The sequence below is a fragment of the Anaplasma centrale str. Israel genome (assembly GCF_000024505.1).
GTDB lineage: Bacteria > Pseudomonadota > Alphaproteobacteria > Rickettsiales > Anaplasmataceae > Anaplasma > Anaplasma centrale.
Genome location: NC_013532.1, coordinates 119,001 through 141,515 on the forward strand (window position 1 = coordinate 119,001; position 22,515 = coordinate 141,515).

22 protein-coding genes and 1 pseudogene are annotated in these 22,515 nt (G+C 49.8%); 12 read left to right on the plus strand and 11 right to left on the minus strand.

Annotation, left to right across the window (positions count from 1 at the left end; genetic code table 11):
* Positions 1-3: 3 nt before the first annotated feature.
* From rplS to ftsZ, 7 genes are all read right to left on the minus strand, one after another.
* Positions 4-408 carry a 50S ribosomal protein L19 gene (gene rplS, locus ACIS_RS00570; protein ID WP_010268952.1) on the minus strand — a complete coding sequence of 135 codons (405 nt, stop codon included), beginning with the start codon at positions 406-408 and terminating at the stop codon, positions 4-6.
* Positions 401-1,108, minus strand: a complete 708-nt coding sequence (gene trmD / locus ACIS_RS00575) for a tRNA (guanosine(37)-N1)-methyltransferase TrmD (protein WP_010266444.1) — start codon at positions 1,106-1,108, stop codon at positions 401-403. Before trmD ends, rplS begins: the two co-directional genes overlap by 8 nt.
* Positions 1,105-1,620 carry a ribosome maturation factor RimM gene (gene rimM, locus ACIS_RS00580; RefSeq protein WP_012880317.1) on the minus strand — a complete coding sequence of 172 codons (516 nt, stop codon included), beginning with the start codon at positions 1,618-1,620 and terminating at the stop codon, positions 1,105-1,107. The genes trmD and rimM overlap by 4 nt, the downstream gene beginning before the upstream one ends.
* A gap of 69 nt (positions 1,621-1,689) precedes the next feature.
* Positions 1,690-2,517, minus strand: a complete 828-nt coding sequence (locus ACIS_RS00585; protein ID WP_012880318.1) for a ParB/RepB/Spo0J family partition protein — start codon at positions 2,515-2,517, stop codon at positions 1,690-1,692.
* Entirely contained in the window at positions 2,514-3,323 is an 810-nt protein-coding gene (locus ACIS_RS00590; RefSeq protein ID WP_010266435.1) for a ParA family protein, read from the minus strand. Before ACIS_RS00590 ends, ACIS_RS00585 begins: the two co-directional genes overlap by 4 nt.
* A gap of 79 nt (positions 3,324-3,402) precedes the next feature.
* On the minus strand, positions 3,403-3,867 hold the full coding sequence (gene ybeY, locus ACIS_RS00595; RefSeq protein ID WP_012880319.1) for an rRNA maturation RNase YbeY: 465 nt from the start codon (positions 3,865-3,867) through the stop codon (positions 3,403-3,405).
* A 398-nt stretch (positions 3,868-4,265) separates the two neighbouring features.
* On the minus strand, positions 4,266-5,501 hold the full coding sequence (gene ftsZ / locus ACIS_RS00605) for a cell division protein FtsZ (RefSeq protein WP_012880320.1): 1,236 nt from the start codon (positions 5,499-5,501) through the stop codon (positions 4,266-4,268).
* Positions 5,502-5,984: 483 nt separating this feature from the next.
* Between ftsZ and ACIS_RS00610 the strand changes: the two genes are divergently transcribed.
* The 4 genes from ACIS_RS00610 to ACIS_RS00625 all read left to right on the plus strand — a co-directional run bounded on the left by ACIS_RS00610 (position 5,985) and on the right by ACIS_RS00625 (position 10,743).
* On the plus strand, positions 5,985-6,881 hold the full coding sequence (locus ACIS_RS00610; RefSeq protein WP_410510739.1) for a P44/Msp2 family outer membrane protein: 897 nt from the start codon (positions 5,985-5,987) through the stop codon (positions 6,879-6,881).
* A 208-nt stretch (positions 6,882-7,089) separates the two neighbouring features.
* The gene (locus ACIS_RS00615) at positions 7,090-7,944 is read left to right on the plus strand and encodes a P44/Msp2 family outer membrane protein (RefSeq protein WP_012880322.1); all 855 of its coding nucleotides are present in this window, start codon (positions 7,090-7,092) and stop codon (positions 7,942-7,944) included.
* A 195-nt stretch (positions 7,945-8,139) separates the two neighbouring features.
* Positions 8,140-9,120 (plus strand): P44/Msp2 family outer membrane protein, encoded by a 981-nt coding sequence (locus tag ACIS_RS00620; protein WP_012880323.1) that lies wholly within the window; start codon positions 8,140-8,142, stop codon positions 9,118-9,120.
* 111 nt (positions 9,121-9,231) lie between these two features.
* Positions 9,232-10,743 (plus strand): UbiD family decarboxylase, encoded by a 1,512-nt coding sequence (locus ACIS_RS00625; protein WP_012880324.1) that lies wholly within the window; start codon positions 9,232-9,234, stop codon positions 10,741-10,743.
* Here the strand turns inward: ACIS_RS00625 and ACIS_RS00630 are convergent.
* Positions 10,720-12,045, minus strand: coding sequence for a hypothetical protein (locus ACIS_RS00630; RefSeq protein ID WP_148207704.1), 1,326 nt, complete (start codon positions 12,043-12,045; stop codon positions 10,720-10,722). The genes ACIS_RS00625 and ACIS_RS00630 overlap by 24 nt on opposite strands.
* 103 nt (positions 12,046-12,148) lie before the next feature.
* Here ACIS_RS00630 and ACIS_RS05530 point away from each other — a divergent pair, with 103 nt between their 5' ends.
* The 3 genes and pseudogenes from ACIS_RS05530 to ACIS_RS05460 all read left to right on the plus strand — a co-directional run.
* A complete protein-coding gene (locus ACIS_RS05530) occupies positions 12,149-12,682 on the plus strand; it encodes a hypothetical protein (protein WP_049756254.1) in 534 nt (177 codons plus the stop codon).
* A 301-nt stretch (positions 12,683-12,983) separates the two neighbouring features.
* Positions 12,984-13,304, plus strand: a complete 321-nt coding sequence (locus ACIS_RS00640; RefSeq protein WP_049756248.1) for a TrbC/VirB2 family protein — start codon at positions 12,984-12,986, stop codon at positions 13,302-13,304.
* 366 nt (positions 13,305-13,670) lie between these two features.
* Positions 13,671-13,787, plus strand: a pseudogene (locus ACIS_RS05460) (TrbC/VirB2 family protein); the annotation flags it as partial.
* 65 nt (positions 13,788-13,852) lie between these two features.
* Here ACIS_RS05460 and ACIS_RS00650 read toward each other — a convergent pair.
* From ACIS_RS00650 to secD, 3 genes are all read right to left on the minus strand, one after another.
* On the minus strand, positions 13,853-15,655 hold the full coding sequence (locus ACIS_RS00650; RefSeq protein ID WP_012880326.1) for a hypothetical protein: 1,803 nt from the start codon (positions 15,653-15,655) through the stop codon (positions 13,853-13,855).
* Positions 15,656-15,915: 260 nt separating this feature from the next.
* Positions 15,916-16,062, minus strand: a complete 147-nt coding sequence (locus ACIS_RS05205; protein WP_081440552.1) for a zinc-finger domain-containing protein — start codon at positions 16,060-16,062, stop codon at positions 15,916-15,918.
* Positions 16,063-16,101: 39 nt separating this feature from the next.
* Complete coding sequence (secD, locus tag ACIS_RS00655; protein ID WP_012880327.1) at positions 16,102-17,607, minus strand: protein translocase subunit SecD; 1,506 nt, start codon at positions 17,605-17,607, stop codon at positions 16,102-16,104.
* A 64-nt stretch (positions 17,608-17,671) separates the two neighbouring features.
* Here secD and uvrB point away from each other — a divergent pair, with 64 nt between their 5' ends.
* The 5 genes from uvrB (at position 17,672) to ACIS_RS00690 (ending at position 22,472) form a co-directional block, all read left to right on the plus strand.
* Complete coding sequence (gene uvrB / locus ACIS_RS00660) at positions 17,672-19,630, plus strand: excinuclease ABC subunit UvrB (RefSeq protein ID WP_012880328.1); 1,959 nt, start codon at positions 17,672-17,674, stop codon at positions 19,628-19,630.
* A gap of 589 nt (positions 19,631-20,219) precedes the next feature.
* The gene (locus ACIS_RS00670) at positions 20,220-21,197 is read left to right on the plus strand and encodes a hypothetical protein (RefSeq protein WP_041651089.1); all 978 of its coding nucleotides are present in this window, start codon (positions 20,220-20,222) and stop codon (positions 21,195-21,197) included.
* Between the two features lie 43 nt (positions 21,198-21,240).
* Positions 21,241-21,750: a hypothetical protein gene (locus tag ACIS_RS00675; protein ID WP_012880330.1), complete on the plus strand. Its 510-nt coding sequence runs from the start codon at positions 21,241-21,243 to the stop codon at positions 21,748-21,750.
* A 248-nt stretch (positions 21,751-21,998) separates the two neighbouring features.
* Positions 21,999-22,205 carry a hypothetical protein gene (locus ACIS_RS00685; RefSeq protein WP_012880331.1) on the plus strand — a complete coding sequence of 69 codons (207 nt, stop codon included), beginning with the start codon at positions 21,999-22,001 and terminating at the stop codon, positions 22,203-22,205.
* Positions 22,206-22,220: 15 nt separating this feature from the next.
* Entirely contained in the window at positions 22,221-22,472 is a 252-nt protein-coding gene (locus ACIS_RS00690) for a hypothetical protein (RefSeq protein WP_012880332.1), read from the plus strand.
* Positions 22,473-22,515: the final 43 nt, after the last annotated feature.

Sequence of the window (22,515 nt, forward strand, 5' to 3'; positions counted from 1 at the left end):
CAGCTAGGATGCTGAGGCAGAACGCTGGCTAGCAATACGCTTCTTGCGGGTATCCCCAGCCTCTTTAATTCTTGCCGCCTTTCCGAAGAGTTTGAGCATGTAATACAGTTTAGCCCTGCGCACCCTACCGTACCGCACTACCTCCATGGACTTTATGTTTGGGGAATGCAGGAAGACCTGTAACTGTATGCTTTCATTGTAGCTTATCTTGCGCAGAACGAACGACGAATGCAGGCCTCTATTGCGCTTTTTTATGCACACTCCTTCAAAAGTCTGAACCCTCCAGTTCACTCCGTCAAAAACGTTTATTCCTACCTTAACAGTGTCTCCAGGGAGGAAATGAGGCCTTTCAACTCCAGAAAGTGACTCTATCTGTCTTTTATTGAACTCTTCTAGTACGCTACTCATTTGAACTCCCTTCTTCTTCTCCGCCGCAATCCTTCAGCAAATCTGGGCGCCTGCGCTCCGTAATGATCCTGGACATCTTACACCTCCAAAGCTCAGTTTCCTTATGGTTTCCTCTGAGAAGAACATCAGGAACCGAGACCCCCTTCCAACTGGCAGGCCTTGTATACTGAGGGTACTCCAGCCCACAGTCAAAGCTCTCACGATTAAGACTGTCTTTGTTGCCGATTACCCCGGTGACCATTCTAACACAAGAGTCAATCACGACCATAGCCGCCAGCTCTCCGCCGGAAATCACATAGTCGCCTATGCTGACCTCCTGGAAGTTATAAACGTCGACAACCCTCTCGTCAATACCTTCGAAACGCCCGCAGAGTAAAGTTATATTGCCAAAATGGACAATCTGTCTAGACATATCTTGAGTGAACTGCTTTCCCTTCGGGGAAGTGTAGATCAATCTAGTGTCAGGATGTGCCTCCAGCACGCTATCTATGCACCTACCAAGCACATCAGCCTTCATCAGCATTCCCGGGCCACCGCCGTACGGCTTGTCATCAACTGTTGAGTGTTTGTCGCTAGCAAATGACCGAATGTCAACCACATTCAGAGACCATAAGCCCTTCCTTAGCGCGTTACCTACTGTAGAATATCCAAGAGGGCCCGGGAACATATCTGGAAAGATGGTCAAGACGTTGAAAATCATCTGCTACCTACACCAATAACTTCAGGAGGAACAACGATAACAACTCTGCGCTCCACGTCTACCACTGGGAAAGTTGACCGCGAGAAAGGGACCATCACTACCTTACCTGTGCTTGTAGACAGCTCTATAATGTCGCACGACCCAAAATTGAGTATGGCCGAGATAACTCCATAGGCTGTGCCATCTTCGAGTTTGGCATCCATCCCGATGAGTTCGTTCTCGTAGAATTCATCTTCCTGCAGCCTCGGTAAACTGGATCTGCTGACGTAGAGGCGCTTGCCGCGCAGCTTTTCTGATTCTGTCCTTGAGCTAAGCCCGTCAAATTTTGCTATTACGCTATCCGCTCCCAGCACTGACACTACTGTTACATTAAAACAATTGTGCCCGTCAGTTAGCGGGCCGTATGCCGATATGTGAGATGGATCTTCAGTAAACGTTCTAACCTTCACGAGTCCCATGACCCCATGTGGAGCGCGCACCACGCCCAGGAGCACCATATCACCGCGAACCATGATTTTTAAGGTGTATACACAATGCTGGAATTTTACATCCTAAGCATGCCGCCAGCAATCCTAAAACGCCTAAAGTTTGTCCAGCATTTTGAAAAAGTCCTCACACTTTTCCTCGCTGGTAAAGTTTATAGTGAGCTTCTTGCCGCTTTTCCTTACCCTAACCTCAGTATCCAGCCTGCCGGGCAGGAAGCTCTCAATGCGCATGGTGGTGGCCTGCACAATGTCTGTGTGGTTTTGCAGGTCCTTCACCATGGCCTCAGTTTCTCTCACGCTCATGCCCGAAGATAAAATCCTCTCGGCCAACTCTTCAGGATTTTCTGCGCCCAACAGGCATCTTGCGTGCCCGAAAGATATGGACCTGTCGCTTATCATGCGCTTTACAGAATCTGGTAGCGTAAGGATGCGTAGTATATTGGTTATGTGGCTCCTGCTTCTACCGAGTATTGCAGCCAAGCTTTCATGTGTATGGTTAAATTCGTCGATGAGCTTCTTGTATGACTCAGCTTCCTCTAGTGCTGTCAAGTCCTCCCGCTGGATATTCTCGATTACCGAGATCTCCAGACACTTGCTATCGCTAACGTTCCTGACGATTACGGGTACGTCTACAAGCTTTGCCGCTATGCTTGCTCTCCACCTGCGCTCTCCAGCTATGATTTCGTACCTGTCCCCCACAGCGTCCTTTCTTACAACAATTGGCTGGATAAGCCCGTTGCGGGCGATAGAGCTAGCCAACTCCTTAATGGCTGCCTGATCAAATTTACGCCTCGGTTGAAATCTTCCTGGATGTAACATGTTTACCCTAATGCGCGTTGGGGCCTCCATGGTTAAAGTAGCCGCATCGCCCTCACTTTCTTCTCCAATTAGCTCCAGAATTCCTTTACCTAAGGATCTCTTCATTGCTTTTGCTCCAAAACTTCGCCCTCTGCACGAAATGCCTGCACTCTATTTTGCTGCTCTAGTATTTCTTTTGCCAAATATATGTAAGACTGCGAACCCGGGCACTTATAGTCATAGATTATTGCCGGCTTTCCGTGTGATGGGGCCTCAGATAGCCGAACGTTCCTTGGTATTACAGTTTTATATACATTCTCGCGTAGATGCTCCCTGATGTTTTCCTCTACCTGCTCACTCAGATTGTTTCTGCGATCATACATCGTGAGTAAAATGCCCTCGATAGTCAGAGAGGGATTTAGGCGCTTTTTGACGAGATTTACGGTTTTCATTAAGTGTTTTAGCCCTTCCAGTGCGAAGAACTCACATTGCATGGGGATGATCACGGAATGCGCTGCGGCCAATGCGTTTATAGTGAGCAAGCCAAGTGACGGAGGACAATCTACAAATACGTACTGATACTCCGCAGTGTGTAGTAGGCAATTTTTCAGTACAAACTCCCTGGACTCCATCTGTGCAAGCCCCAACTCTGCTGCAGACAGATCAATAGTAGAAGGTACGATGGATAGATTGGGTATACAGGTACTTCTAATCGCTTCTGTAATCGGATGGTTATCGACCAAGACCCTGTAAATGTCCGGCGATCTTGAAGAGTACGGTATGCCCAGCCCGCTACTGCTGTTGCCCTGCGGATCAAGGTCTACCATTAGGGTCGACTTCCCGACAACAGCGAACGCCGTTGCCAAGTTTATGCTAGTTGTAGTCTTACCAACGCCGCCTTTCTGATTTACAACCGCAAAAACCTTAGCCATTGACAATACCGTCCACTGCTCGGATTATACGTGAGTGGCTGGCATTGTCACCCTAAATTTTGGTAGGCTTGTCGGCATGCTATGTTTCACGTGGAACATATGGATTGCGTATTCCAAGCTTGGCAAGTAGCCCCACTTCCAATGCCTGCATTGTGGTTGCCTCTTCGGGTTCCTCATGGTCGTATCCCAGTATGTGCAACATTCCGTGTATCAGCATATGAAAGAAATGCGACCTGACAGCCACGTCCATTTCCAGCGATTCTTCCGCTATCCGTTCCATGGACAAATATATTTCTCCCAAACAGCAGCCTGGAGATAGTTTTTCATAACTGAAGGAAAGGACATTAGTGGCTTTGTGGATTCCCCTGTACTGGGAATTGAGCTCGAGGAGTAGTGCGTCATTGGCCAGCACAACAAAAACTTTTGGGTCATACTTGGTAATGTCTAACTCTGACAAGCAAAGCCCGATCACACGTTTCGCGGAGGTTTTGGGCTTACCAACCAATTTGTACCACCCTCGTGTGTGTATATTAACTTCAATCATGCGATGCTACACGCGTGTGGTGCTTTATACTGTGCAGCAAGGCCTCTTTCCCGCGTATAGCTCGGTGCGCAAAAGTGCTTACTGCCTGTGGAGTGCCACGTTCCCAGATGCGGACGATTAGTTGTTGCTGCCGATGATGCGCATGAAGCGCGGCGCACCAAATGCATGAACCACTGCCATGTATGAATATAATACGAGTATGCGTTGGTTGATGTTCCCAATTCCATTTTGGCTTGACTACAAGAGAAAAATCCTTCCCCCCTGCCGGCACCTCTTTACTATACAACTCCACCTGGTGGGCGAATTTCTGCGCCCGCGCCATCACGGGACCAGACGCTACCACGCCCTTCTGTTGTCGGCAGATTTACCGATTTGCCACTGCTGCGCGCCCAATATTTTCACAACTTTTCCTTCTTTCTCAGGAATGCCGGTACATCGAATGACTCACCCCAGTTAAATGTACCGGATTTTTGAGACGGCTGCTGTCTCTCCGCGGTGGCATGCGCATCAGCCATGGCATCCTCCTCAGGAAGGCTAGGCTTGTAATAAGCCATGGTGCCGCCATTCCCGGGATTGAGCGAGCTTAGTTCACTATCGAAATCAAAATCGCTGATTCGCTGCGGCTGTTGCTGCTCGACGCTATGGGGCCTTTGCGCGGGGCGTACACTGTCGATACCAGTGGCAAGAACAGAGACTCTAATCTTCCCGCTGCTTTCCTCGTTGAACGTGGAGCCAAATATGATGTTGGCATTATCATCGACTTCTTCCCTGATTCTGTTCGCGGCCGCGTCCACTTCAAACAAAGTAAGGTCCAAGCCCCCAGTGATATTTATCAAGATCCCCCTGGCACCCTTCATGGAAATATTATCAAGCAGGGGGTTGGAAATTGCGGCTTCCGCGGCGATTACAGCTCGATGCTCTCCCTCTGCCTCACCGGTTCCCATCATTGCCTTGCCCATTTCGCTCATCACAACTTTTATGTCGGCAAAATCGAGGTTGATCAACCCAGGCATCACCATAAGGTCAGTTATGCCTCTTACTCCCGTATGAAGCACCGTATCCGCGAGCTTGAACGCGTCCGCGAAGGTGGTATTCTCGTTTGCTATCCTAAACAAGTTCTGGTTCGGGATTATTATAAGGGTGTCCACATACCGCTGAAGTTCTTCCAGCCCTAAGTCGGCGGTTTTCATCCTATGTGCACCCTCGAAGTGGAACGGCTTGGTTACCACTCCTACAGTCAGGATTTTATTTTCCTTTGCAGCCTTCGCGATCACAGGTGCGGCGCCTGTACCTGTGCCGCCCCCCATACCCGCTGTAATGAACAGCATGTTACTATCAGCGATTTCTCCCATGATCTCGTCTATGGACTCCTCAGCGGCGCCCCTTCCAACTTCCGGCAGGGAGCCAGCGCCTAGCCCTTTTGTCAGGTTAATGCCCAGCTGAATTTTCTTTTCTGAGAGGGAACAATCAAGCGCCTGGGCATCTGTGTTGGCAACTATGAAGTTGACCCCCTGGAGGCACGACTGTATCATGTTGTTCACCGCGTTGCCGCCGGCACCTCCAACTCCCAGGACGGTGATCCTAGGCCGCACTGCAGACACGGACTGGTCAGGTAGGTAGACGTTTAACGACATCGGCGTACGAAACAAAGGCCAGCCTGAATGCTACTACTTTCGCGGGTTTGTGTAAACCCTTAAAGTTGGCCTGCAATCGGGCGCAGATTCTTCCGAAACGTTTTTTAAAGCTTTTTAGATGGAGTGGTTACATTCTTAAAACGTGCCACAGGGCTCCACGATTGTCGTAGCTTTATGTGGTGATATCACTCACCTGGGGGTAGTGGTTTTACTGGTCACAAAGCCAGGTTTTGTTGTGCAATGACGTGCTATGCCAATCAATATGCAGGCGACCTTGATTTGTTTTCTAAATGGTTAAAGCAGGAACGAGACGACCAAGCCCTGATGTAGTTGCAGTTGCAGTGTTCTATGTATAGTTGTAGTACCCGGGCGCGTACTCTGTGTCCGGTTCGCCTCTCGGTTTGTGCGGGGCCGGCTCTGTTGGTGGTAAGAGAGGGTAGAGGGATGGCTTTGCAGTGGAGATTCGCTGTTGCGACCTTGGCGATGTGCTGTTGGTGGTTATTGAGTGCAGAAATGTGCTCTGCCGCGAGTTTTTATGCCTCTGCGGGGTACCGACCCGCGCTTCAGAACATTGGTAGATTTGCAATGTCGATGGACGGGCACGTGGCTGATGTTTTTGTGCCGGGCTTAAAGATGTGCTGTGGCCCCCTGGCTGCACGTGACGTTGATGGCCGCGTGATGGAACAAATGCAGTCAGCCGGAGCTGCTTCGGCAACATATTCCTCTGACTACATGGGTGTATTTGGTGCGCTGGGTGTTGTCGGAGGTGGCTTCAGGTTTGAGTTTAGGGTTGCGAGGAACTTCTTTGATGCCATACGCACCGGAGGCGATGTTTTCACTGACCACAGGGATGTGCTGCTAGTCCAAGAAGCGCGGCCATTGGCTGATAATGCGAGGGCCACAAACGTTTTGGGTGCCGACCAACAGCCGCCTGCTGTAGCGGCACCTGTCACCAACAGGCTGGTGGCAATCCGTAACCGAGGTATTGGCAGTACTGCCGTTATGATAAATGCGTGTTATGATGCTGATAGGCAATTCGTAGGGGCTCCGTTGGTGCCGCACTTTTGTGCAGGCTCAGGAATAGAAGCCGTACATTTGTTTGGCATGACCAGGGCCGGTTTCTCTGTAGAGGCGGGCGCAGGGTTGCACTACCAGTTGTCTGAGTCTGTGCAGTTGGTTACCAGCGCGTTTGTGCACAAGGTTCTATACAGCACCTTCAATAGCGTGCCCGTTGTGTACCAATGGCGCGCTCCCGGCGCTCACACTACGTCCAACGACGGTAGCAAAAGCGGCTCCTCCCGTCGAGGCGTAGACCTAAAGGTCTCTAGTATGGGTATAAGCTACTTGGGGGCGGAAGTCGGGCTCAGGTGGCTCTTCTAGGTTTTATAGCCGGCTCGCCTTCTGTCATAGTTTGTGGTGTGCTAAGTTGCTGAGGTTGTTCACGTACTTCTTCCCCAGCGTTAGCTCTTGGTTAATGTTTTTGCTCTAGAAAGGCGCGCTGCAGCGCTGAGCATCGTTGCGAATTCTCTGAGAGATTTCGGTATCGTGCGGGGAGTGCCGCTTCCGGCTAATTTTTAGGGGCATAATTATGGGATCGATAACGAGGGCAACGAAAAAGGGTGGGGTTGTCGTTAGAGTATGGGTATTCATCGCGATTCTACTTTTTCCTTTACAAGCCCTTTCTGCAAGCGATGGCTTGTTGCGGAAATCCAAACATAGGCGAACGTACTTCGTTGGTGCGTACAAAAGCAGTTTTCCTGACCTTGGTAATTTGGGGGTAAACGAAGCGCAACTTTTTGTACCAGGGGTGACAACAGCCGCGCGAATGAGTATGAATGGTAGTGTGACTGCGGATATAAACAATCACAAAGCTTTTGGAATGTATAGACCACCTTTTTACAGTAGCGATTATCTGGAGTTCGCTGGGAGCGTAGGCTACAGCACTGGTCCCGTGAGACTAGAGTTGGAGCGGTTTAGCAGCGTATTCGAGACGAAAGGTGGAGTTGGTTCGGTAAACAAAGATGATGCATGCAACATTGCTCTGGTTAGGACACGGACAATAATGCCAGGAAACTACGTGGTTGTGGAAAACAAGAGAATTGGCATATCCTCCATAGCTCTCAACTTGTGTTATGAGCGAGCACAAATCGGTGCAGCACTTGGGTATGTGTGTGTTGGAGTAAGCGGGAATAAACTAAACCTACTGAATACCAGCAACGTTACCCATGGATATCAAGGCAAGCTTGGTATAGGCATTCCAGTTGCGCAAGATATGACGCTATTTGCTGGTACGTACTACCACATGCTTCACGGGGACCGCTTTGGCCCTATAGCACTTGTGGTTCCTGGAGGATTTAATATTACGCCTAAACCTGCGGCTGCTGAAGCCGATATGCGCATTGCTCACTTTGGGGGAGAGTTTGGGGTTAGGTATGCATTTTAGCCCCACTGCACTCTGCCTGCATGGGTCGAGCTCCTCACACCCTACCGTGTGCCGGTTGCTAAGGTCGCGAGTTATTAGCGCGTGACTTTTCGAATGCACTTGACGCGCGTATACTACGGGAGTAAATACTTGGTTGTGCGATAGGCCCGCCGTGATGGCGGGCTGCTGCGCGTGGCTTTGTGTTGAGGGTTTCAGATGAGCTTTTTAAGGTTTCTTGCCGCCTCTTTTGTTTGTGTCTTCGTAGCCTACGCGTCGTCCGCTATTGCCCTGTCTCCAGGTAGTGCGGGTGGGCTGTATATTGGGGGTGTGTATAAGCCTGCCTCCCCCGTTTTCGGTGACCTGGTGTTCAAGGGTGTCTTCAACACTTCCTTTAAAACCACGCCTCTGGATGCACTGCCTGTGTCGGCAGAGCATAAGAACGAGTGGCGCGTGCGCCTTACGGATGAGGTGGAAATTCCGGTGAGCGCGTTCAATTCCTCGCCAGTGCTGGCCAGAGGCTCTGACTACCATAGCAGTGTGTGTGGTGTTGCTGCGGTTCTGGGATATCATATGGACGGAATCAGGGCTGAGTTGGAATTTGCTAGGCAGCGCTTTGACATAGGGCGAGGCCGCGTGTTGGAGCGTGATAGAAATACGGTGGGGAATCTGTATGCTGCTTCCGAGGGTTATCGGTACTCCGCTGTGCACATAAGGCTTGCGGGTGCGGATGATAAGACGGTGAGTGCCGCGGCAACAAGCGGGAAGCAACCGCCCTCTGATGATGCTGTAATTATCGTGAAGAATGAAGGGGTGCGGCTCTCCTCAGCTCTGGCTAGTTTGTGTAGAGATTTTAAGACCAACATAGGTGAGGGGGTCACTCCGTATGTGTGCGCTGGGTTTGGCTTGGAGAAGGTGAGCATGTTTGGTGCTGACGCCACCAGAGTTTCTTATCAAGCAAAGGTTGGTGCGAGTTATGAGTTGGGCGACAAAATACGTGGGTTTGCAGGCCTGTATTACCGCACGCTTTCGGGTAATGGGGAGGTTATTCTTCCGCAAAGCGGATACGAGGCTGTGAAAATTGACGGTTTGTATGGTGCAAATAACAAAACTCGGGCCCGGTTGTTGCCTGTGAACTTGCCCCTGGGTATGAGCGTGGCTTACTTCGGATTGGAGGCTGGGCTGAGGCTGTATTTCTAGGCCTGGCGCAGAAAGTTTCGTGGGTAGCGTCAGGGCGTCTTGGTCGCAGTTTTGGTTGGTGTTTTGCTGTGCGTGTGGTAGCCTTGCCCGGGTGCGCTTTCTCGGGTTGCCATGTCGTTTGCGAATCTTAGTGAGTTCGTGCACTGCCTGGAAAGCAGGGGGCGTCTCGTCCGCGTGCGGGGGGAAGTATCCACAGTTTTTGAAATTACAGAAATTCACAGAAGGTTGGTAGCGGCGCGCGGCCCCTCTGTGCTTTTTGAGAATGTGGTTACAGAGCATGGGCCCTGCGGCATACCGGTTCTAATCAACCTGTTTGGCACTCTTGAAAGAGTTGCTCTTGGCCTAGGAGTTGACGCGCCTGACGGTTTGCGGCGTATTGGAGAACTGTTGGCCTTTCTGAGATCTCCCACTCCCCCAGAGTCCTTTAAGGATTTGCTTACCATGGTTCCTATGCTGCGTAACGTCGTTGCGGCACGTACTCGGGTCGTAAAGAAAGCGCCGTGTCATGAAGTGATTATGGTTGGCGACGATGTGGATCTACATAAGCTTCCCATACAAACATGTTGGCCTGGAGAGCCAGCTCCCCTCATAACATGGCCCCTGGTCGTGACACGCGGGCCATCCTTGTCTCGTGAAGACAATTTCAATCTCGGTGTGTATCGCATGCAGGTTGTCGGCAAAAATTCCACAATCATGCGATGGCTTAGGCACCGGGGAGGGGCACAACAGTACTGCAGGTGGGTAAAAGAAGGCAGGGGAGATTTCCCCGTGGCTGTCGTCATAGGATCCGACCCTGCAACCCTGATTTCTGCAGTTGCGCCCATTCCCGATACCATCTCTGAGTACCAATTTGCCGGTATTTTGCGTAAGCATCCTACAGAACTTGTTGAGTGCGTAACGGTGCCCCTAAAAGTTCCCGCAAATGCAGAGATAGTGTTGGAGGGGAAAGTGAGCGCTGACGAGTTGCTTGAGGAGGGGCCATATGGTGATCACACAGGGTATTATAACAGCGTAGAAAAGTTTCCAAAATTCACAGTGCAAGCCGTAACCATGCGCTCTTCACCGCTCTATATGAGCACTTTTACTGGAAGGCCTCCAGATGAGTGTTCTGTGCTCGGGGAAGTATTGACAGAGCTACTGATTCCCATGCTAAGGTTACAGTATCCGGAAATCACGGATTTTTGGCTGCCTCCAGAGGGATGCTCATACCGTGTGGCCGTAGTTTCCATAAAAAAAGCATACCCCGGGCATGCGCGTAGGATAATAATGGGGGTCCTGTCCTACCTCAGGCAGTTTTTGTATGTCAAATTTGTAATAGTTGTTGATGAAGACATATGCGTGCGGGACTGGAAGGACATAATATGGGCGTTGTCTACCAGAATGGACCCTGCGCGTGACACCATGGTCATTGAACGGTCCCCCATTGACTACCTGGACTTTGCATCGCCCGAGGAAGGGTTGGGCAGTAAGGTGGGGTTTGATGCGACAAACAAGATGTATCCCGAAACCACCAGGTTGTGGGGTGTTCCTCTGAAAATGAGTGAGGACATTACCGAAAGGGTGACGTCACGATGGGCCGAGTACGGATTCGGAGATATATCAAACATGCCCAAATCTTCCTGATCCGCTGTTCTTTGCGCCAAGCTTGGTTGCGAAGGAGTCGCTGTCTACTCTAACCTTCCTTAACCTCGGCCAGTTCTCGCAACCCCTATTCTTTGTAATCTCCATAGCACCAGTCAATGCAGCCTTCATCACTGTAGCTACTCCACGTTTCTCAGCAATCTCTGTAAGTTCTTCTAGTGCTTTGATCTTGGCTAGTGTCTTCTCTAGCTTCACTAACTCCTTACCCTTCAATATGTCTCCCAGTGCTTCCTTTCCTGTAACTACTCTCTCTCCAAATCCTACCAGCCATCCCAGCATCCCCACGCTTCGCTCTACTAGGCTCTTCTCCTTAATCTTCTTCTCTGTCATCTCCTTGAGCTGTTTTAGCGTAACCTTCACATCAGCTAATGCCTGAGACCTCTCCCCAGACGCTAACCTTCCTAGTATCCCCAACTTCTCGGCTAGTCCACCTTCCTCGCCCAGTCTTCTGGCCTCCAACCTTCCCACCATATCTACACTTAATGCCTTGATCTTCTCAGTCAGTTGCAATCCCCCTTGCACATCTAATTCCCCAGCTTTCTGCCTCTCAGCCAATCTCTTAACTTCCTTAACCTCAGCTAATTCCCTCAATCTCTCTTCCAATCCCAATTCCTTCAGTTTCTTTATTACAGCTAGTTCTTCTAGCTTTTCTCCCAGTGCCTTGAGCTTATCCTTGTGCTTTCCCAACCTCTTGAGTAACCAGTGCGTCTCTAGCTCTCCCAGATTCTTCTCTGTAAGTCCCTCAATCTTCTTGCCCAGCAGCCCAGTGACTCCCTCAATCTTCTTGCCCAGCCCAGTTACTCCCTCTGCTGCTGCCTTCTTTGCCGCCTTAACCTCCTGTATCTTCTTAGCTTCTAGCAGATCTAGGTCTCCTGGCTCCTTGATTTTCTCTATCTCCAGAATGAACGCTGCCTCCTTCGCCTTCTTCACCTCAGTCTGCAGTTTCGTCTCCATCTCCCCTATGCTGTCCTTCACCTTCTGGATCTCCTCAGCCTGCAGCTTCTCAAGTTCTTCTAACCACTTAAGTTCTCCAAGTTCAGCTAGTTTACTTACTTGCTTTTCTAATTCATGTTGTAACTTCACTAACTCATCAGCTCTACTTAGTTCTTGAATAACTAGTCCCTCATCAACTCCTACCATCTCTCCCATCAGGAATGTATCACCATCAGCACTAGGTACTGCACTACCAAGTACTGCACTACTAAATACAGCCCTTACAGGACTAGCTGTTCCTGCTCCTATACTATCTACTACTTCCTTCCTAAACCTCTTCACATCCCCCATAGACATCCTACCCAATGCACTGGATAGTAACTGACCCCTCACTGTATCTAATGTTAGATCTCTACCTAGAAGGGGACTAGGTGGTAATGTAGGTGTGTTGGCAATGCAACACCAGGAAGTAGGGTATGAGAGGTTTGTTATTAAGGGAGGTAAGAAGTCTAATGAGGATACAGCTTCAGTATTCTTATTAGGAAAGGAGTTAGCATATGATACAGCTAGAGGTCAGGTAGAGCGTCTTACTACTCATTTAGGTAAGATAACTAAGAATGATGCCAAGAAGTGGGGTCAGGCAGTAGAGGCTAATGGTGGTGATAAGGTGAGTAAGCAGGTGTGTGGCAATGGTACCACCAATGGTACCAACTGTGGTAAGAACACTGACGGCGCTAACAATGGCAACAAGATTAGTGCGGTGTTTACTGAGGGTACAGACACACTACTCTCCGAGAGTAACAAGACCGACAACGCTACCATCAGTGTGTCAGGGATGGCGAACAACATCAATAACCTGGATAAGGAGGGAAAGGCTGTTGCATATCAATCACCTAATGAGGCACCACTATTCCTACCACATGTGTTACTAGTGCAACTGCCCCGACTCTCTGGTACGTTGATGGTGGTGATGCCACAGTGGGATTAGAATCCGAGTCTGATGCCCACCTCCACACCTGTGTGCAAACCCTGACCTTCTCTTTTGTTTTCCTCATTGAACTTACATCATCGTCCATACAATGGGCAGGTGTGTGTTCCAGAGGTTAAGTACGAATAAGAGACGAGACCTTGGAGTGAGTGCAGGGAACTGTGGATGCGGCAAGCATGTAGGTAGTAGCACGAGGTAGAGGACCCCCAGAGTTGGGTGCGCTCAGTTGGTGGTGCAGATAGTCCCAATTGGGAAGACCTAGGTATTGAGTCCCGGATACAGGTGAGTCTTCACATGGAGTATCCTCCATGGTGTACCTGCTGGGGCTGTTGGTGATACTGCTGAAGCTGATGATACAGCGACTAAGGTTATATGTAATGTTATAGGGTTTGTACAGAAGCTTGGACTACCAATCATGACAGGAGTGATATTAGGTTCCAGCATCATGGCTATATTCGGTAAACTAGCATGGCCTGCAATTGTAATGTTAGTTGTATTCACAGCTATATTCTTTGGTGCCGGTAAGCTAATGGCTAAGTTTGCTGCTGGTCTGAATAGTGACGGTGTGAATGCACAGAGCTTCAAGTGTGAGGATGGTGGACGGGCCTCATTGGGTAGTTAGGTGTGGATGAGAACTTTGACTGTGCCAAGAAAGCTGGTAGTGCGAGTAAGAAGTAGGAGGATCTGGGTAGTGACACAGGTGTAGGTGATGGCAAGAGCTTCAACTGTGTAGATGGAGGTTGGGTAGTTAGGTGTGCTGGGCTGGGTGGTACGAGTTAGGAATGGCCTGGGTGCAGTTGGTGGGTGTACCAAGTTGTGGGGAAGATTGAGTATTAGACCAAGATACATAGTAACAGCCATGATTACATTTATATGGTTATTCATCACTGCAGGTTCTGCTGAGGCTAGAGTCAGTGATATGGGTGTGAATGAGTTTGAGTGTGAGAGTAGTCAGAGCTGATTTAGAAGTTTTAAGGGAGTGGTGGTGATGTTGCTTAAACTTAGATTCTTACTGATTGCTGGAGTCTTCACATGGAGTATCCTCCATGGTGTACCTGCTGGGGCTACTTCTCAGGGTGCTACTGGTGAGGCTGATGACGCTGCAGGACTGAAAGCAGCAGCAGGGTGCGCACCAGCTTTGTGGCAATGACTACATGGAGCGGTGCCCGCTTATGCCGACTTTGCTGCTCTGTCTGCACTCGGCGAGGAGATGCGTGCGAGCTCTTCTGTTGTTACCACATCCTGTAAGTGCGAGCTAACGCTCTGCGCCCCATTTCCCGTTGCGCCGGCTTTGGCACGCCTCTCTGCCGCAATGTCCACTGCAAATGGATTTGTGGGGTCTAACGCTTCTGCCGATGACACGCTGTCTTGGCGCCGTGGCGGTGTTATCTCGCCGGCTTCTGTGGTGGTGACACTACTGGTTTCGTCCTGCTGCCTGAGTAGTGTTGTTACATCCTCGCCGCTATCTTCCAGTATTCTAACCAGGACTCCCGCACTTGCAGCTTTTTGATCATAGTTCCTCAACTCAGAATATAGCTTGGGCTTTATGTCACGATATGCAGTGAAGCTCATTCCGAGCTCGCTCGAGACCGCTTTGTCCTGCCGGTATGCAAAATTTGCTGCGCACACGACAACGCAGTACACACCTGACAGGGCAATCAGAGCGGTGGAGATCAGCGTTTCCAGACCCTGTACTACAGGCCCCGGACCACCTAGGTGAAATGCGGCTATAGAGTTCGCAAGCAACGCAAGGCAAGCAAAGGCCAGGATCCCAAACGCTACCAGACGTTTGGTATCCTTGCGGTGCATGTAGAGCGACCCTGCGCAGATCCCAAGAAGCGCACAGTAGGAAACTGCAGATGCTATGGAAGCTCCTGGGTGCGCGATGTTGCCCAATGATAGCTGAACGATGCTGGAAATTGTTAGCATTGCAATTACGGCAAGAAAGGCAACGCGCAGAGCAAGGTCCCTGTTGGATAAGTGTTTTCGGTCTGCAAGCAGCAAGAAATTATGCTGCATGCTAGCCACTCTCGCCTGCTCCGTAAGCCTGTGGTTGCTGTCCATATATCCAAAACCAGGTTCCGATGCGACCTTGGTTACAGTGTCAGTTAGACGCAGTGCGGCATCTGCATCGTTCCCAAACAACATATCATACGGAGTGGACTTCGGATGTTGCCTGTCCCTGTAGACACGGTCCTGCCAGCGCATGATCCCTAAGTTGTATGCAGCATCGTTGTTTCTGCCACGGACAAGTAACGCAAATATTATTGGCATTATGGGCATAACAAGGGTCAAAAGTGCGCTTCCAGCACACCTCCACGCTCTTTCCTCTGATGACAGCAGCGACCACTTTTCCATGTAAAGTACGGAATCGAGCAACTTTTGTCCCACCGGCTTGCTAGATGCGTCATACCTTGCGGTAAAAAATCTGTTGCCAGTGTCAGCAGCGCGCCCTGTGCGGGACACCGTTTTTGACAATAGCTGACGCATTTCTTGTGGTGCACTTTCCAGTACCATGAGAGCCTTAAGCCCGCCAAAGCTCACGCGTGAGTACTCCCTGTGGTACAGGAGCGCAACAGCATTCTGCGAGGGAAATGCATGTCTGGCGTCACTGATGCATGTTTCGCTGCTTATCCCGTTTCTTATTAAGTATTCTCGGTCTTGTTTATTACACACCACTCGTACTATCAGCCCAGAAGACGCAAGCAGTGCGACCGCCCTCCGTACGTGTGTTGGGTCAGAGTCAAAAAAGCAGAAAGTTCTGCTGAGCAACACGTTGTCGAACTCTGCCGGTATTATTGTGCTGCCCGCAGGCAGTGCCTCCCCAGCTAGACTTCTGCCTATCAGTTCAGATGTCGGTGTCACACCGGGTATAAAGTGCCCAAACCTTACCATCCCCTTGCCGGGTATGAAGAGTGCAAACCTCCTACTGATATCTTCTGCGGAGTGTGCTACCCCGCTATTATACGGCATGAATTCCTCTCACATTTTCTTCGCGCGCTGCAATTGGGAGCGCCTGTCGCGCACCCCTGCCAAGGTTTCCCAGGGCGTATACAGAGCTGCTAAACAGCGTGGCGTGCATGCCGCAGGCCGGCAGTGCACTTCCTAAGATTCTAACATAGGTTACTAATTTAGTAAACACCGATACGCCAGGTGCCGGCCAGTATTGCAAAGATGACTGGTCTGTAGAGACCTAACGTGTCCCCCAGCAGCTGACCAACAAACATTTGGTGTCAACTTAGGACTTTCCCGCAATACGGGCACTGCTGTTTTTCCTCGGTGATTTTTATGTACACTCTGGGGTGCCCGGAATACAGCCCTTCCGCGTCATCGCCGTCACAGAACACCACCTTTCCTTTGCTACAGGACTTGCCGCTCATATGCAACCTCACCAAAAATGCATTCATCACACAGTGGCATTAGGCTATTTTCAGGCTCTTTACCGTGTGTATCCATACATCTATTAGCACCTTAGTCAGAACCACTGCGGACAACATTGAACACAGTATACCAACCCCCAGCGTTACAGCAAAACCACTTACCGAAACGCTGCCCATAATGAACATTATTGCGGCAACTATTAGCGTGGTAATGTTGGAATCGAAAATTGTCGACATGGCATTCCTGAACCCCCTGTCTGCAGCCAACCTTAACTTTCTGCCAGCGCGTATTTCTTCCCTTATACGCTCGAAAATCAGGACGTTTGCATCTATGGACATCCCCACTGTGAGCGTCATTCCAGCTATGCCTGGAAGAGTTAACGTTGCTCCAATGAGAGTCATCGCGAGCAACACAAATACAATATTAAAAATTAGCCCTACTACTGCAAAAACTCCAAGTACGCCGTATAACACGACAACAAACACGGACACACTAATCACAGAGGCAAACATTGCCACCTTACCCATAGCAATTGACCCAGCACCCAAACTGGGGCCGATAACCTTTTCCTCTATGACGTTTAAGGGCGCTGGAAGCGCCCCAGATTTAAGCAACACTGCAAGTTCTTTTGCCTCGTCCATACCGAACCTGCCGCTTATCTCACCATTTCCTCCTAATATAGGCTCCCGGATAGTAGGCGCCGTCAGCACAACACTGTCAAGCACTGCTGCAAGCTGTTTACCTGTGTGCTTTTTTGTGATTTCTGCTAGCTTCTTTGTTGCTGCGCTATCAAACTTGAAATATACCACAGGCTTTCCTAGGGTGTTAAGCCCTGTGCTGGCATCAATTAGTGAGTCTCCGCTTATTTCTACCTTCTTCAGTACTGGGTATACGTTGCCAGCTGCGTCACTCAACAGATGAGTTGCTATAGGGTCTATCTCTGACAGGCCCTTACCCTCTTCGAGTAGGTGAAAGGTCAACTTGGCAGTTTTACCTATTAAAGACTTAATGCTGTCGGTGCTGTACACCCCAGGCACCTGCAAGGATATCTTGTTTTCCCCGTGGCTTTTAATAATTATCTCCTTGGTGCCGGATTTATCCAGCCGGCGCTGCACGTTCTGTATGGAATCGGTCATGACTCCTTGTAGTAGTGCTTTCATGTACCCATCCTTGAAGGAGATTAAAGCATGATCGTAGGTGCCGGAAACTGTCACGTTTGCGTCAAAACGCCTTGCGCGTGCGTAATCCCCCGCACTATGCAAGGACAGCACTACGGTTCCATCTTTCACATATAACCTTCTGTACGGGATGTTTTCCTTAAGTAGAAAATCCCGCAGTGTGTCACTCAGGCCATACAGCCTTTCCTTGACGTGCTCCTTGAAATCGACTTCAAGTAGGAGGTACACGCCGCCCTCCAGATCCAAACCCAGGTTTGCCTTTTTCTTCGACAGTAACAAGTCGGAATCCACAAAATTAGGCATGACGAGGTATACCGACACTATGCACAATACGAGCGCGGCCACTGCCTTGCCTATCGGATGCATGTTTTACCACTATGCGATTTGGGGTACATTATATTAAATCTATACAGGTCCGAATAGCGGTTTTATGCAGCGCTTTAAAATTTCCTCTGAATTTGAGCCATCTGGTGACCAACCAGGTGCAATTGATGTCTTGGTGCGCGGTATAAGCCATGGTGTAAAAGAGCAGACTCTGTTGGGTGTTACAGGGTCTGGGAAAACGTTCACCATGGCCTCAGTTATTGAGAGAACGCAGCGTCCCGCAGTAATCATCGCGCACAATAAGACCCTTGCTGCGCAATTGCACGAGGAAATGCGGTCGTTTTTTCCAGAAAACGCTGTGGAATATTTTGTCTCATACTACGACTATTATCAGCCCGAGGCGTATATTCCTCAAAGCGATGTGTATATCGAGAAGGATGCGCTTATCAACGACAAAATTGACCTACTCAGGCACTCTGCCACCAGATCACTACTGGAAAGGAGGGATGTGATAGTGGTTGCCAGCGTGTCATGCATATATGGTTTGGGGTCGCCTGAACTTTACTCAGAGATGACTATACCTGTTGTTCTAGGTATGAAACTGGATATGTGCCAGCTACAGGAAAAGCTTGTGGAACTTCAGTACAAGCGTAGCAACAGGCACGAACGTGGCAGCTTTAATGTACAGGGCGACGCGTTGAGTGTATTTCCATCCCACTATGAGGATAGAGTATGGAAGATATCGTTTTTTGGTGACGAGGTAGACTCCATTCAGGAAGTTGATCCGAAGTCTGGTGTAGTGACGCTAAAACTGGACAAGATAAAAATATTTCCCAATAGCCACTACGTCACGCCCAGGCCGACTTTACTTCAGGCCATCTCTGAGATCGAAAAAGAGCTCGATGAATATGCGGCGTATTTTAGGCAGTGTAACAAAGTAGTCGAGGCAGAGAGGATTCTGGAGAGAACGAGGTTTGATATCGAGATGATGAGAGAAACGGGCACCTGCAAAGGTATCGAGAACTACTCACGTTATTTGTGTGGCAAGGAAGCGGGGGATCCACCCAACACTCTACTGGATTACCTGCCGCAGGATGCCATAATGTTTATAGACGAAAGTCACATGACGATACCCCAGATCAGGGCCATGTATAACGGGGACAGGATGAGGAAGGCAAACCTTATCAACCATGGGTTCAGGATGCCTTCCGCACTTGACAACCGTCCGCTGACCTTTGAAGAGTGGGAGGATAGGAAACCAGTGGTGGTGTACGTTTCTGCTACTCCAGGGCAGTATGAACTTAAGCAGACTGGAGGTGTGGCGGTGGAACAGTTAATCAGGCCTACGGGGTTGGTGGACCCTGTGTGCATTGTGAAAAGCGCAGATGGGCAAATACACGATGTGATGTGCGAGAGCAGGGCTACCATAGCGCGCGGATATCGGGTATTGATTACCACGCTGACGAAGAAAATGGCAGAAAATCTGACCGAGTACATGCGCGAAATGGGGATAAAAGTTGCGTATCTGCATTCTGATGTCAAAACCCTGGAGAGGATTGAAATCATTAGCGATCTTCGGCTGGGGATAATAGATGTTCTAGTAGGCGTCAACCTAATGCGTGAGGGGCTAGATATACCGGAGTGCGCTCTTGTTGGGATATTGGACGCCGATAAGGAGGGTTTTCTGCGGTCTACGACTTCTCTGATACAAACCATAGGGCGTGCTGCGCGCAATGTGGAGGGTAGAGTAATTCTATACGCAAATGTAGTGACAGGATCTATGCAGACAGCAATGGAGGAGACTAATCGTAGGCGTGAGATACAGCGCAGGCACAATAAGGAGCATGGTATCGTACCCCGTACTGTCAAAAAGCCCGTGCAAACGAGCCTGAGTGAGCGCGTAGGTTCCCGCAAAAAGGTCTCTTCTCGCGCCGATGCTGAGCTACCGGCAAGCTGTGGTGTCATAGAGTTGCAAAAAGAGATGCTTTTATGCGCGGAGAACCTTGATTTTGAGCGTGCTGCAGAAATACGCAACAGGATAAGGAGACTTGCCTCTCCATCATGATATGCAATACAGCCGCCGGGGCACGTCATTCCCGTGCATCTGGGTAATTATTTCTTAAAATTTTGTCCCTAAAAGCTCTGACCATTCGTGCTTTTTGGTGGCAGCACTCGAATTTGTAGGAAGTACACAACGCGACAGTACGGGCAATGTTGTTGGTGTGCACAGTCGCGCCCTCGGGATGGTATGCCAAGAACGAAGTACCGGAAATGCGGATATGGTGTACCGTTGATGTTATGCGCAGCACATTACCTTTCGGTTGTTGTACAGAGTACTGCCATTGTCTGGCCTGTCTTCGCAGCAAGGGCCCAGGGAGAAGTGCATAGCTGTGTATGGTATTGCGCTCAAATTCTAGTAACGCGTGTGGAGTTGGGGCTAGGCATCTAGGCGTTTGGTGTGCTTCCAGCATTGTGTACTGGCCTGCAACGGAGTGGAACACAGAATTTGTGGTAGCGTTCAAGTTTACTTCAAGCCCTGCAGTACCCACATTGCAGAGCTATACTTGCCTTGCACGCCTTGCTTGTTGGCTAGCCGCTCCACACGCGGTTTGCGGTCCATTTTGGATATGTAACTTTGGTTTGTGAGGTTTGGAATGATACACTTTGACAGTAGCAAACTTGCTGAGGCGTTTAGCAACGGGGGCATATACGTGCACTCTGATCCATATTTGGGGTACAGATTTGTCGACGGGAAGGTTGCAGAAGGCGTTTTTACTATAGACTATCTGGCTCCTGTGGAGTTTCGCAAGGACGGGGCAACCAACACTATCAGCTTTGAGAGTATAGTCGATCCCGAATTTGCTGGGATGGCACGTGTTATGCCTGAGGGCACAGACTCATTTAAGGATTACAGGACTTACGGGTCATTCAGATATACAGACCATGCGTCTGCAGAGTTGTTAAATATGTCATACGGGGAAAAATACTACACGTACGGGACGCAAAGCGGTGATGCCCAACCATTTGTGGGGCAACTCACAAAGTTAGGTAATTGTGCTGTTGCCAAAAATGGCTTTTCCATACTAGCTGGTCCGGCGAATGGGGTGGTGGCGTTTGGGGATAACACGGTTGTCTTTCAGGTGCCAATTCAGGGTGCGCAAGTGTTAGATGTTGTCTTGTACCCTCCGCAACACATGTCTGCCCCTAAAAGTGATGCTCAGCCAGTCATTATAGGAAACAATATGGGCGTACAGAGCACGGAGGATGATGCGGACCGTACGTCAGGTTCGGAGCACGGGGCCAAGGCTAGTGCTGAAAGCACTGCAGTACCATCGCCCGTTGAAATGCCTGCGCCCAAAGATGTGCCACAAGAACATGTCTCAGTGCCCGAAAGGCAATTGCGAACACCTGAATCTGGGTCTAATGCTGGCGCTCCTGAGGATGGAGCCATCCAGCGACCTGTCCCAAGTGGGGTAAACGAAGTGCCAAGCAGCAACGTCGTTGATAGTGGGTCTGAATCCGCCAAAGACAAACTCCAAGACAGCAATGACCAGATGCCTGAAGAACTGCATGATGCAGAAGAGCCAAGATACCTCGGGATCATTGGATGGCTTAAATCAATTTTTTCCTAGATAGCCACCAGTACGCCGCTTGTTAAATTTCATAGGGTCTAAAATGATATATTTTGATGGTAGCTCTGCCGAAAATTCGCATGGGGGCAGCATATATATGCATTCCGATGTACACAAGGTGTCGGTTGACGATAGTGAAGCGGAAGAACGCCGTATCGATCACTTGTGTCCAGCCACGTTTACTTACAATGAAGATGGTACCGTGCACTTCCGAGCCGGAGGAGTATTTGAGCATCCAGGGCACCCGGACGTTCGTAGGAATTTTGCGGTAACCGGTGACTTTGAGTATGTGAGTTACGAGGACGCGATGCTCAACAATGTTTCTTACTCAGAATATTGGTACCCCGCGGAGCGCGAAGGAGCAGTTAAAGCCGACGACGTGCTTGCACGACACAGTGTAGGAACGCGTACTCCTATACATGGGCGGATTATGTTTGATGATCGCAGAACTGTGGTATTTCAAGACCCTGATGTGATTGAGTTAATCCTACGGGTGCCTGACAACATGAAGGCTCAACATGAGTTTATCATACCGGAGCCCGCCGCGTGCTGATGCGTGCACTGTGCGCCACTTCTGAATATGTAAACGTGCCTCTCACGTACGCATTAAGAATTGTAGTTGGAGGCGGCCCAGTCGCATCCTCCATGCTTTATGTTTTAAGAGGGGGTGTAGCAGTTGATGTTTGTTGTGCAGGTATAGTACCTGCTGTTGCCGAGTTTGGACACGAGCCTTTTTATGCATAACACTCGGAGGGTGAGAAATTGGTTTTTTGGAAACAAGTGTTGGGAGGGTGAACCTATATGAAGACATTTTTGAGATACTTTAAGAATCCTACTGCAAGCAGAGGATTTGCTAGAACAGTGAGGCCGATATCATCCCAGAACTCACGCTTACTGCGGTCTGGCGGTGACCTTGTGCGCACCACGCGTGATCAGTCCCAATATGTTGCCAGGAGCAACGATGCTGCCGCGCATCTGCGCGAGAGAGATATGGGGCATGAAGAGTAAACTCCGAGCTGCCTGGTGTCGATTGCCGCACTTCACAAAAAGCGTGACAGCACAATGTTCTATTTGGAGGTTACGATGATAGACTACACAGATTTTTGGGGTTTCCCGGCCGTGCATGGCCACGGTACGCACGGCCACTGTGACCAAGAACTTTGCTACCACGAGCCCCCCATGTATCCGGAAATCGACGAAGCATCTGTGGCACTGCTCATAGAGGGTTACAAAAAGATGCAGGAAGCACACCTGCGCGGTGCCATCCTTGCATGAAGCGGCCCCACCGCACCAAAGACCGTAAGAAGCACCGCGGGTT